Genomic DNA, 11030 nt, shown 5'->3' on the forward strand with positions numbered 1-11030 from the left:
CCGCAGAAAGCAGGATGACAGTTTGCCGCGCACCGCGCTATGGCTTCGTCATGCCGCGAAAGAAAAAACCCCCACCCTTCACGACGGAAGAAGCTGCGGATCTTTATGCCCGGCTGGCGGAAGTGCGCCCCGATCCGCGAACCGAACTTGAATACTCAAGCCCCTACACGCTTGTGGTTGCCGTCGCCCTTTCAGCACAGGCAACCGATGTAGGCGTGAACAAAGCAACAAGAGGCCTGTTTGCGGCAGCCGACACACCCGAGAAGATGATCGCCCTGGGCGAGGATGGCATACGCGAGCATATCAAGACCATTGGCCTGTTCCGCAACAAGGCCAGGAATGTCTATGCACTCTCGAAAATGATCCTCGAAGAGTTTGGCGGCGAGGTGCCGCGCACCCGCGAAGCGTTGGAAAAACTTCCCGGTGTTGGCCGCAAGACGGCCAATGTGGTGATGAACGAAGCGTTCGGCGAACCCACCATCGCGGTGGATACGCATATTTTCCGGGTTTCAAACCGGACCGGAATGGCGCCGGGAAAAAATCCGCTGGACGTCGAGTTGAAGCTCGAGGCGATCACGCCGGAACCTTTCCTGAAGGGAGCGCATCACTGGCTCATCCTTCATGGACGGTACACTTGCAAGGCACGCAAGCCGGATTGCCCGAATTGCGCCATTGCCGATTTATGCCGCTTTGAAGATAAAACGGTGGCCTAGCCCGGCTGCACGATCGATTGATAACCGAAGCCGTCACGCAAACCGTCGCGCAGGTCCCGCATCACCGGGTTCCGGCACCCCGTATACCAGACCACGGTATGGCTGCCGCGCCGCGTCGTCCAGGTAACCGTGAAAGGTGGCAGATCGGACAATTCAGGACCGGGGCAAAGCTCGGGATTATTAAAAGTAATGTCCGACGGCAGGTTGAAGAAGTCCGCATCAGATAGAAGCCGCGCCATATAGGCGTAAGAGCCTTCTGAAAGCGCGCCCTCCGTTAGGCCGTTCACGCGGGTGAACCTTTGACCATTCAAAACATATCGGTCATCCGGGCTGAGCGTCAGGTCATAGATCGGGCAGGAACCAAAACAGGCACCTTCGGAAATTTCAATCCGGTCCGATGACCTGCCCGTTGTGGCGCAGGCCGCAAGAGCAAAAAATGAAATGGAGAGCAAAAAAGCGCGCATCAAGAACGTCTCCGGTCAATTTTCACCAACATGCACCACAATCGCGGCCTTGTCATGACGTTCGTTTCAAGCGGCTAACAAACGGTCAAGCGATGCCGCAAAATGGGCTCCAAGAAACGGCCCCTGCTCGGGGTAGAAATAGGGTTCGATCAACTCGAGCTCCATGACCTTCCATCCGCGATCTGCGCCGCGCATTAAATCTACGCGGGCATAGAGAAGCGCACCTTCGACAGCATCTAGCGCAGCTTGAGCGACCTCCAGCGCATCGGCGGGCGGATCGGTCGCGGTTTCGTTGGCGCCGTACATGGATTGCGTGCGGTAGTCACCGTGTCTGGGACGCTTGACGAGGCCATGCGAAAAGACCCGATCGAAAAAAAGCAGCGTCATCTCGCCCTCGGTTTCAGCCGCTTTCAGAAAAGGCTGGATCAGACAGGCTGCCGGCGGACGCTCTTCAACAGGCGGCAGGGGGCCGCCCTTGCGCAGCCGCACCTGACGCCAGGCGCTGGCGCCAATGCGAGGTTTTGCAACAATGTCCTCGGCGTCGAGTGCCTCAAAAGCGGCGAGCAAGGTGTCATCATCTGCCCGGTCGGCCCAAAGTGTGGGGATGGTCGGGACCCCCTCTGTTTCGAGATCCCGCAAATAGCCTTTGTCACTGTTCCAGCGGATCGTAGCCAGCGGATTTAACAAGGGACGCAAACGTGCAAACCGGTCAAGGGCAGACAGAAACGCTTCCGGCTTTTCCATATAATCCCAACACGTACCCACAATGATGGCTTCGAAGGCTTCCGGGTCAAACCCTGGATCGTCCCAGATCACCGCCTCCAGAGAGATCGCCCGCAACCGGCAGGCGGGTTGTAAAGCTGCAAATTCGAGCGTGTGTTCCCAGGCATCCGTACGGGCTTCTGGGAGGCCCTCAATCATGCAGGCGGCAGTAAGAAAAGCGATCCGTCTCATGAAGGGAGCGCCTAGCGCGATGCCGTGCAGCGGGCAAGCTTGCAGCGCCGCGCTGGCCGGGCTAAGGCCCGACCGACAGCGCGGATCATAAGGGTAGGCGAAATGACGGATGCAAAATTCGATATCACGGGCGTCGGCAATGCAATCGTTGACGTCATTGCGCCTTGCGATGACGCCTTTCTGACCGAACAGAATATCGAGAAAGGCGGGATGACCCTCATTGATGAGGTCCGCGCCAAACAGCTCTATGATGAGATGGCGCCCGGACAGGAAGTTTCCGGTGGATCTGCCGCAAATACGCTTGCGGGAATTGCTGCTTTCGGGGCCCGCGGAGCCTATATTGGAAAAGTCGCAGACGATGCCCTCGGAGAGATTTTCCGGCATGATCTGAATGCGGCTGGCGTAGACTATACGACGACGCCACTGGTTGGTGGTGCCGCCACAGCACGCTGCCTGATCAATGTAACGCCGGATGCCCAGCGATCGATGTCCACGTTTCTGGGAGCCTCGGTCTTTTTCTCTGAAAGCGATATCAATGCGGAAAAGATCGCGACCGCCAAGATTACGTATCTGGAGGGGTATCTGTTTGATCGCGACGAAGCCAAACAGGCTTTCGTCCGGGCCGCCGAGGTCGCCAAGGCCGCCGGAAGGCTGACCGCTCTGACACTGTCAGACAGCTTTTGCGTCGACCGGCATCGCGCCGCTTTCCGCCAGTTGGTGCGCAATCATGTCGACATCCTGTTCGCCAATGAGGCTGAATTGATCTCGCTTTATGAAGCCGACAATTTTGATGGGGCTTTGGAAAGCGTGAGGGCCGAAACCCGGATCGCCGCGGTGACGCGCTCCGAAAAAGGGGCGGTCCTGATTGACCGCGGACATGTCGCTTCAGTCCCGGCTGTTCCCGTCGAAAAAGTCATCGACACGACAGGTGCAGGCGATCTGTTTGCAGCCGGCATGCTGACCGGGTTGGCCAAGGGGTTGAGCCTGGAATCATCTGGCCAACTTGGTGCTATAGCGGCGGCAGAAGTGATCTCACACTATGGCGCGCGTCCGATGGCGGACCTGAAAGCGCTCGCGGCGCAAGCTGGTATCGAGCTCTGACCCGATCTCACATTAAGTGAGCTGACTCGGGAGATCAGCAGAGCAACACCTGCTTGCAACCTGTTAACGAAAACTGATTCCCTTTTTAACGGGGTTTCAAACCCTTTCTGCCAGTGTGCCATCCGAAAAGAACACAAATAACCCGGGTGGTTGGGGATGAAAGCTTACAAATCAAACAATCGGGCGTGCCCGAAATTCTGTAAGCCGGTCCTGGCCCGGAACACCTGATCAAGGGCGCTCCATGGCACCGCTTCACAGTCTGATTTCCCGCTTCATGCGCTCGCTGGTGATGAAATTCACCGTAATGACGGCGCTGTTGATGATCGTCACAGCTGCGCTTCTCATGGTGATCGAAAACAGTAGCGATCGGCGCGAGAATGAAGCGGTCCTGATCGAGCGCGCCGGCATGAAAGCGCAAATTCTCGCGCTGAATATTTCAGACGATATCATGGCAGAGGACACAACTCGCCTGCAAAGCAGGATTGCCAGCCTGATTGAACGTGCCGATGTAGAGCAGGCCTTTATTACCGACGCACGCCGCCGGATCCTGGTCCATAGCGACCCGGCCAATCTGATCGATTCCGGACGCGCTGCTGACCCGCTTGTGGTTATGGCGCTGGGTTCAGGCGAAACCCGCCACGAAATCCGCAGCGAAACGCTTCATGTTGCGGCACCCGTCTATAGTTCCGCAAACCGTCTGATGGGCGTGGTCTACACACAATCTTCCATGCTGGGACTTCGCGCCGAGGCAAATATCGCCATGCGCCGCCACATGCTTACCGCATTGTTCGCCTTGTTGGTGCTTCTGCCAGTCGCCGCCGGTCTGGTTTATGCATCGTTGCGCCCGATTTCCAAGCTCACGGAAGCCGCAAGAACCGCTTCATCCAAGTCTCTGGATGTGCGCATCAATGTCAAAACCGGGGACGAGCTTGAGGTCCTGGCCAATGCGTTTAACCGCATGCTGTCCCGGATCGATTCCAACCTGAAGCGCATTCACCGGCTTGCCTATGTCGATCTGGTGACCGAGCTTCCAAACCGGGAGCGGTTCCGCAAGGAAGTCGAGCGCGTAACCGGCAAGGCGGCAGAAACCGAATCCAGCGGTGCAGTTCTGTTTCTCGATCTCGACCGGTTCAAGCGCGTCAATGACTCGCTTGGAATGGGAGAGGGCGACAGGTTGCTCGAACTGGTTGCTCGCCGCCTGCGTGAAACCGCCCGCGGATTTGACCTGGCGCATGGCGGCCGGGGCGAGCCGTCTCTGGTCGCGCGGCTTGGTGGCGATGAGTTCACGATTCTCGTGCCGCAGGTTGACAGCGTTTCTGATATTGCGCGCTACGCGCAACAGATCATTTCCGCGATCAGCCGGCCATTTGATATTTCCGGGCACCAGGTCTTTCTGGGTATCAGCGTCGGGGCGGCCGTTTTCCCGCAGGATGGGGCCGAACCCGAAAGCCTGCTGCGCCATGCCGATCTCGCCATGGCACACGCCAAGCAATCGGGCGGTAACACCGTCAAATTCTTCGAACCTTCGATGAACCAGTCGGCCTTTGAGCGGCTTGTTCTTGAAAATGAGCTCCGCGATGCCGTCAAGAATGACCAGCTGGTGGTCTACTATCAGCCGAAAGTCCGGATGAGCGATGGGCTTGTTGAGGGGTCCGAGGCGCTCGTCCGCTGGAACCATCCAACATCCGGGCTCCTGACGCCAGGTCACTTTATCGAGGCAGCGGAAGAATCCGGCTTGATTGGTGAAATTGGTGACTGGGTCATGCGTAAAGCCTGTCAACAGGCCGCAGAATGGGCCAGCGAGGGTCTGCGCTTGCCGGTGGCAGTCAATGTATCGGCCATTCAGTTCGAGCGGCCGGGATTTGCCGACAGTGTAATGGAGATTTTGGAACAGACCGGTTTGCCGCCGGAACTGCTCGAGATCGAACTGACTGAATCCATTGCCATGCGCGATCCGCAACGCGTCATCGATCAGGTCCAGCCGCTTCGGGACCGCGGCGTGAAGTTCGCGATTGATGACTTCGGAACCGGGCACTCCTCCTTGTCTTATCTGACAAAAATGCCGTTCGACGTCTTCAAGATTGACCAGAGCTTTGTGCGCTCGATGGCGCAGGATCCACACGCCCGGGCGGTGGTGGAAACCATTCTGGCTCTGGCAAAAGCGTTGAAGCTGAAAACCGTTGCTGAAGGCGTTGAAACGACCGAGCAGCTGACTGCGCTGCGTGAAGAGGGCGCCACGCTGGCGCAAGGTTATCTCTTCTCCAAACCGGTGCCCTGCGAGGACTTCGAAGCCTATGCGCGCGCCAGCCTTGCCGATGAGATTCGTGCAGCAAGCGCCTGACGCCTGAGCTTGACCTCACAAAGCTGACCGCCAACTCTGCGCTTGAAACCGCGCGGAGCTGATCTTGTGAGCGACAACAACGACCCCACCAACTGGCATGGCACAACCATTCTGGGCGTTCGGAAGAACGGCAAATTCGTTTTAGCGGGTGACGGGCAGGTCTCGGTCGGCCCGACCGTCATGAAGGGCAATGCCCGAAAAGTGCGCAAACTGTCCGATGGAAAGGTGATCGCCGGATTCGCAGGCGCGACGGCCGATGCATTCGCCCTGTTTGAGCGGCTGGAAGCCAAGCTGGATCAACATTCCGGACAGCTCGCTCGCGCCTGTGTAGAGCTCGCCAAGGACTGGCGTACGGACCGCTATTTACGGCGGTTGGAAGCCATGCTGATCGTCGGTGATAAGGATGCGACTTTCCTTTTGACCGGGTCGGGCGATGTTCTGGAACCCGAAGATGGTGTCGTCGCTGTCGGGTCAGGCGGAAACTATGCGCTCGCTGCCGCACGGGCTCTTGTTGACTATGAAGACGATGCCGAAGTGCTCGCACGCAAAGCGATGGCGATCGCGGCACGGATCTGCGTTTACACAAACGAAAACCTCACCGTTGAGGTTATGGAAGCGGGCTAGCGCGCAAAAATCTGCGCTTCGTTCCGGAATGTCTTGAACTCCAGCGCATTCCCGCTCGGATCGATGACGAAAAACGTGCCCTGCTCGCCGGGTTGACCCTCAAAGCGTACATAGGGCTCGATCAGAAAATCGGCGCCACCTGCTTGTAGTTTTTCAGCCAACGCCTCCCAGTCTTCCCAATCCATAAGCAAGCCGAAATGCCGGACGGGAACCTTTTTGCCGTCAACATCATTGGCGATGGCCCCGCCGCATTCCTCCGGCGCGTAGTGCGCGACAATCTGATGGCCAAACAAATCAAAATCGATCCAGTGACCGGGGTCTTCCCGCCCCTCCGGACAGCCAAGAAGACCCCCATAGAAGGTGCGGGCTGCCTCCAGATCATGAACCGGAAACGCCAGATGAAATCGGGGGCGGTCTTTTGTGCTCATGGAAAAACTCAGCGGCTTGCTTTGTGGTTTGCGCCCTTAAGGCCTACATCAGCGTCAGACATAAACCGGAACACCGGACCTGCCCATGACTGATTTCTCTCCGCGCGAGATCGTTTCCGAGCTCGACCGCTTCATTATCGGCCAGAAAGACGCCAAGCGCGCGGTTGCCATCGCGCTGCGCAATCGCTGGCGGCGGCGGCGGCTGGAACCGGGTTTGCGTGAGGAGGTGACGCCGAAGAATATTTTGATGATTGGCCCAACTGGCGTTGGTAAAACCGAAATCTCCCGGCGGCTGGCCAAGCTGGCAAAAGCGCCCTTCTTGAAGGTTGAAGCGACAAAATTCACCGAAGTCGGCTATGTCGGCCGCGATGTGGATCAAATAGCCCGCGACCTGGTTGAAGTCGCGATTGGCCTGGTGCGCGACGAAAAACGGGATTCGGTCAAAGCGCGTGCGCACAAGACCGCCGAAGACCGCGTTTTAAAGGCGCTCGTCGGCCCCGGTGCCAGCGAAGCCACCAAGGAAAGCTTCCGCAAGCGATTGCGGGACGGCGAGCTTGATGACAAGGAAATCGAGGTCGACCTTGCGGATACCAGCTCGCCTTTCCAGCAATTGGACATGCCCGGAATGCCGGGCGGGGCTGGCGTCCTCAATCTGTCCGATATGCTGGGCAAAGGGTTTGGCGGCCGCACCAAGCGGATCCGGACCACCGTACGCGAGGCCTATGAGCCCTTGATCGCCGAAGAAGCTGACAAGCTGATTGATGATAGCGCAATCGCGACTGAGGCCATCCGGCTGGTTGAGAATGATGGTATCGTTTTTCTGGACGAAATCGACAAGATCACCGCCCGGTCTGATACCAAGGGCGCGGATGTCTCACGGGAAGGCGTGCAGCGCGACTTGCTGCCACTCATTGAAGGCACAACCGTCGCCACTAAGCATGGCCCGGTGAAAACGGATCATATTCTATTCGTCGCGTCCGGTGCCTTTCATGTGGCGAAACCCTCAGACATGCTGCCGGAATTACAGGGCCGTCTACCCATCCGGGTCGAGCTGCGAGCCCTGACCAAGGATGATTTCAAACGCATCCTCACAGAGCCTGAAGCCAGCCTGATCAAGCAGTATACGGCCCTGATGGGCACAGAAGACGTCACGCTCGAATTCTCCGACGGTGCGATTGATGCACTGGCGGAATTGGCCGCCCAGGTCAATGAAAGCGTGGAAAATATAGGTGCCAGGCGCCTGCAGACTGTGATGGAAAAACTGGTCGAGGAGATCTCGTTTACCGCCTCGGACCGGGCCGGTGAAAGCATTGCCATTGATGAGGATTATGTCCGCAAAACCGTGGGCGATCTCGCTGGCAATGCCGATTTGTCGAAGTTTATTCTTTAGCGCCCGGGTTACGGATCGTCACGTAGTAGGCCCCCTCACCGCCATGGCGTTGGTGCGCCCGCGCATAGCCCGACACCAGATGGCGGAGTTCCGGCTCTGCCAGCCAATCCGGCAGGCGTCGTTTTAAAATTCCCGGTGCGGATTCCCCTGGCACCCTGGGACGGGCGCTGGCTTTGCCTTTTCCCGTAATCACCAGCACTAACCGGTAGCCTCTTGATCGGGCCCCATGCAGGAAATGTCCCAGTGTTGTGCGGGCATGATCCTGGGTCATGCCATGCAGGTCGATACGTGCATCGATTTCAATCCGTCCCCGGCGTAAACGGCGTTCGGCAGATCGATCCGCAGGGGCTGGTTTGACGCTGGGTTTTTTTGGAAGCGGTTTCAGCACCGCCCGGCTTTCGCCCGTGCCCGTCGATTGATGTTTTTTGGGAGCGATTGAAGCCGGCTCCGCCTCAACATCAGCGGGCGCCGGGTGCAAGGGCGTCACGGATTTTGTTACCTGCCGCCAGATCTCGCGTTCTTCCGGCTTGAGGCGCCGGCGATTCATGCGGGCGGAGTGAGACGGGCCGCGACCGCATGCGGCAACAGGATAATCCATTCCGATTGCGAGCGCGTGGACCCCGCGCGGCGTTCAGCTGTTTCGCCCCAGCCATAAAAGAGATCCCCCCGCATTGGCCCGCGGATCGCCCCGCCCGTATCCTGGGTAACCAGAAGCCCCTGCCACCCCGGCTCATCGGGTAGATCCGCCGAGACGATCACAGGCACGCCATAGGGCAGAAAAGCCGGATCAACCGCGATGGACCCCATTGGCGTCAGCGGCAGATTAGCCGCACCGCGCGGGCCCAGATTCGGGTCCGGCAAAGGCTCGAGCCCAAAAAAGACATAACGTGGATTTACGGCAAACAGCTCGGCGGTGGCTTCTGGTCCGTTTTCATTCAACCAGGCTTCAATGCCGGATTTTGACGCCGCATGAAGTTCCAGCTCTCCGCGCTGGACTAGTTCCCGGCCAATACTGGCATAGGGCCGGCCATTATGGGCCGCAAACGCAGCGCGAACCGTTTCGCCATCGTTAAAAACCAGCCGGCCAGATCCCTGGATTTGCAAGAAGAAAACATCAATCGGCCGGCCCCAGGCCAGAGGTTGGCCTGCATTGCTGGCCTCGATCTCGGCGCGCTCACGATAAGGCACGAACCGGCTGCCCTCTGCGCGCCCGACCAAACGCTGACCCGAAAACTCTTCAGAAAACGCTCCGAGATCGGCGATCAGCAAATCCACGGGACGGGACCGGATCGGCTGGGTGTACTCACCCTCTGGCAACCGGCGGACGAGCACCTCCGGTTCATAGTACCCGGTCAAAAGTCCCGATTCAGCTTCCAGCGACCTGACGCGGACCGGCTGGAAATGGGTTTCAAAGAAGCCTCGTATGTCATCGCCTGACCGCTGGGCGCAGACCGGCTGCCAGTCCGCTAGCGTTCCGCCAATTTCGGTGCGCGGCGAAAGCGGCAGGCCGCCGGGCGATTGGGCGATTTGAACGCAGGATCGAACAAACGCGTTGTAGGCGGGACCCAAATCCAGATCCGTCCAGGTCTCAATATCTGCCCAGTCGAGCGCCTCAAAGATGAGATCGGATGACACCTGTGTGCCGTCAGACAGGTCTTCTACCGGGGGAGGCGGGTCGGGTTCCGTTTGTGGCGAACAGGCCGCAAGGAGCAATCCGAGCGCTAAAACGCTAAGCCGTACGAACCCCGGCAAGGCGCCAGTTCGGGTCCTGGCTGTCGGCTGATTTTTCAAAGGTCCAGACCTCCTCAACCGTGGTCAGGCGCGTCAGGTCGCCGGATACACGCTCGCCATCCTTGTTTTTTGTTTCGGTGGCAATATCCGCTTTGAAGCGGACTTTTACCTGCAGCACACCGCCGTCGCGCACAGAATCGACAATCTCGGATTCCGAAATCCGTTCGATCTCAGTGGTCGTGGTCTCGTCCCGCCCTTCACGATCGGAGATCGCCTTTTCATAGCGGGCAAAGACTTTTTCACTCAGCAGCGGTTCAAGACCGGCGCGGTCACCTTTGGCGAAACCTTCCACAACAAGCGCATAGGCTTTCTTGGCACCCTCCAGAAATTGGGCCGGATCCATATCCACAACCCAACGCGACGTGTTGGTGCCTTCGGCCAGAGCAGGCGAAGCGTCTGCCGTTTGAGACGCATCCTCATTCGCGGGGGAAACCGGACGCAAATCCGGTGTATGACCGGTCTTGCGGCCCAGCACGGTGAACAGGCGATAGCCAAAGAATGCGGCAGCGCCAGCAGCAATGAGAAGCGTGATCAGTTCCATTACGGAATATCCGGAGCTTTCGTTGACCCTAACATAGGGTGATCAGGCGAAAGTGTCAGCCCGCAGCCTGTGTCTTGCTCAGTCTTCACGCACATGTTAGGCGCGCGCCTTCACGTTTTACCGGTTTAAATGCCGGTCGCCCCAATTCAGGCTGGAGAGAAAACATGGCCGATACGCCGGAAACTGGCGCTGTTCCGCCCCAAGGAAACCCGCAGGACCTGCCGCAAATGCGAATCCTGGCTCAATACATCAAGGATCTGTCCTTTGAGAACCCTGGTGCGCCGGCAACCCTTCGGGCTAATCAAGCCCAGCCAAACATTGATATCAATATCGACGTCCAGGCGCGGGGTCTTGAAAATGACCAGTATGAAGTTGCCATTATCATGTCAGCGCGTGCCCAGCGTGGCGAGGATACCGTCTTCATCTGCGAGCTGAATTATTGCGGCCTTTTCGAGATGAAGAATTTCAATGATCAGGAACGCCAGCCCATGCTGTTGGTTGAATGTCCGCGGATTATCTTCCCCTACGCGCGCCGTGTTTTTGCTGACGCGACCCGCGATGGTGGATTCCCGCCGCTGATGCTGGAGCCGATCGATTTTGCCGGGCTCTACCGTCAGCAACTGGCCAAACAGCAGGCCGCTGCCGGTCAGCAACCGCCAAACGGCGACGCCCCGGTACAATAA

The 11030-nt window shown here is 58.2% G+C and carries 12 protein-coding genes; 6 read left to right on the forward strand and 6 right to left on the reverse strand.

Annotation, left to right across the window (positions count from 1 at the left end):
• The first annotated feature begins 14 nt into the window (after window positions 1-14).
• A complete protein-coding gene (gene nth / locus ACO079_RS09645; RefSeq protein ID WP_421789539.1) occupies window positions 15-713 on the forward strand; it encodes an endonuclease III in 699 nt (232 codons plus the stop codon).
• Here the strand turns inward: nth and ACO079_RS09650 are convergent.
• Both ACO079_RS09650 and ACO079_RS09655 read right to left on the reverse strand, forming a co-directional pair.
• A complete protein-coding gene (locus ACO079_RS09650; protein ID WP_421789540.1) occupies window positions 710-1177 on the reverse strand; it encodes a DUF6438 domain-containing protein in 468 nt (155 codons plus the stop codon). The two genes, nth and ACO079_RS09650, sit on opposite strands and share 4 nt — an antisense overlap.
• A 66-nt stretch (window positions 1178-1243) precedes the next feature.
• Window positions 1244-2131, reverse strand: coding sequence for an ATP-grasp domain-containing protein (locus tag ACO079_RS09655; protein WP_421789541.1), 888 nt, complete (start codon window positions 2129-2131; stop codon window positions 1244-1246).
• A gap of 102 nt (window positions 2132-2233) precedes the next feature.
• Here ACO079_RS09655 and ACO079_RS09660 point away from each other — a divergent pair, with 102 nt between their 5' ends.
• The 3 genes from ACO079_RS09660 (at window position 2234) to hslV (ending at window position 6197) form a co-directional block, all read left to right on the forward strand.
• Window positions 2234-3232, forward strand: a complete 999-nt coding sequence (locus ACO079_RS09660; protein WP_421789542.1) for an adenosine kinase — start codon at window positions 2234-2236, stop codon at window positions 3230-3232.
• Window positions 3233-3473: 241 nt separating this feature from the next.
• A complete protein-coding gene (locus ACO079_RS09665; protein WP_421789543.1) occupies window positions 3474-5573 on the forward strand; it encodes a putative bifunctional diguanylate cyclase/phosphodiesterase in 2100 nt (699 codons plus the stop codon).
• 66 nt (window positions 5574-5639) lie between these two features.
• Window positions 5640-6197, forward strand: a complete 558-nt coding sequence (gene hslV, locus ACO079_RS09670) for an ATP-dependent protease subunit HslV (protein WP_421789544.1) — start codon at window positions 5640-5642, stop codon at window positions 6195-6197.
• Here hslV and ACO079_RS09675 read toward each other — a convergent pair.
• Window positions 6194-6625 (reverse strand): VOC family protein, encoded by a 432-nt coding sequence (locus ACO079_RS09675; protein WP_421789545.1) that lies wholly within the window; start codon window positions 6623-6625, stop codon window positions 6194-6196. The two genes, hslV and ACO079_RS09675, sit on opposite strands and share 4 nt — an antisense overlap.
• Window positions 6626-6710: 85 nt before the next feature.
• Here ACO079_RS09675 and hslU point away from each other — a divergent pair, with 85 nt between their 5' ends.
• Window positions 6711-8015, forward strand: coding sequence for an ATP-dependent protease ATPase subunit HslU (gene hslU, locus ACO079_RS09680; RefSeq protein ID WP_421789546.1), 1305 nt, complete (start codon window positions 6711-6713; stop codon window positions 8013-8015).
• Here hslU and ACO079_RS09685 read toward each other — a convergent pair.
• From ACO079_RS09685 to ACO079_RS09695, 3 genes are all read right to left on the reverse strand, one after another.
• The gene (locus ACO079_RS09685) at window positions 8005-8562 is read right to left on the reverse strand and encodes a Smr/MutS family protein (RefSeq protein WP_421789547.1); all 558 of its coding nucleotides are present in this window, start codon (window positions 8560-8562) and stop codon (window positions 8005-8007) included. The genes hslU and ACO079_RS09685 overlap by 11 nt on opposite strands.
• A complete protein-coding gene (locus ACO079_RS09690; RefSeq protein ID WP_421789548.1) occupies window positions 8559-9650 on the reverse strand; it encodes a murein transglycosylase A in 1092 nt (363 codons plus the stop codon). Before ACO079_RS09690 ends, ACO079_RS09685 begins: the two co-directional genes overlap by 4 nt.
• Before the next feature lie 94 nt (window positions 9651-9744).
• Entirely contained in the window at window positions 9745-10347 is a 603-nt protein-coding gene (locus tag ACO079_RS09695; protein WP_421789549.1) for a Tim44/TimA family putative adaptor protein, read from the reverse strand.
• 164 nt (window positions 10348-10511) lie between these two features.
• Here ACO079_RS09695 and secB point away from each other — a divergent pair, with 164 nt between their 5' ends.
• Window positions 10512-11030: a protein-export chaperone SecB gene (gene secB / locus ACO079_RS09700; protein WP_421789550.1), complete on the forward strand. Its 519-nt coding sequence runs from the start codon at window positions 10512-10514 to the stop codon at window positions 11028-11030.

It is taken from the genome of Hyphobacterium sp. (assembly GCF_965228115.1).
Classification (GTDB): domain Bacteria; phylum Pseudomonadota; class Alphaproteobacteria; order Caulobacterales; family Maricaulaceae; genus Hyphobacterium.

Coding starts and splice junctions, on each gene's coding strand:
- nth (WP_421789539.1), top strand. CDS start 15: ATGACAGTTTGCCGCGCACCGCGCTATGGCTTCGTCATGCCGCGAAAG.
- ACO079_RS09660 (WP_421789542.1), top strand. CDS start 2,234: ATGACGGATGCAAAATTCGATATCACGGGCGTCGGCAATGCAATCGTT.
- ACO079_RS09675 (WP_421789545.1), bottom strand. CDS start 6,625: ATGAGCACAAAAGACCGCCCCCGATTTCATCTGGCGTTTCCGGTTCAT.
- ACO079_RS09685 (WP_421789547.1), bottom strand. CDS start 8,562: ATGAATCGCCGGCGCCTCAAGCCGGAAGAACGCGAGATCTGGCGGCAG.
- ACO079_RS09655 (WP_421789541.1), bottom strand. CDS start 2,131: ATGAGACGGATCGCTTTTCTTACTGCCGCCTGCATGATTGAGGGCCTC.
- ACO079_RS09695 (WP_421789549.1), bottom strand. CDS start 10,347: ATGGAACTGATCACGCTTCTCATTGCTGCTGGCGCTGCCGCATTCTTT.
- ACO079_RS09665 (WP_421789543.1), top strand. CDS start 3,474: ATGGCACCGCTTCACAGTCTGATTTCCCGCTTCATGCGCTCGCTGGTG.
- hslU (WP_421789546.1), top strand. CDS start 6,711: ATGACTGATTTCTCTCCGCGCGAGATCGTTTCCGAGCTCGACCGCTTC.
- ACO079_RS09650 (WP_421789540.1), bottom strand. CDS start 1,177: ATGCGCGCTTTTTTGCTCTCCATTTCATTTTTTGCTCTTGCGGCCTGC.
- secB (WP_421789550.1), top strand. CDS start 10,512: ATGGCCGATACGCCGGAAACTGGCGCTGTTCCGCCCCAAGGAAACCCG.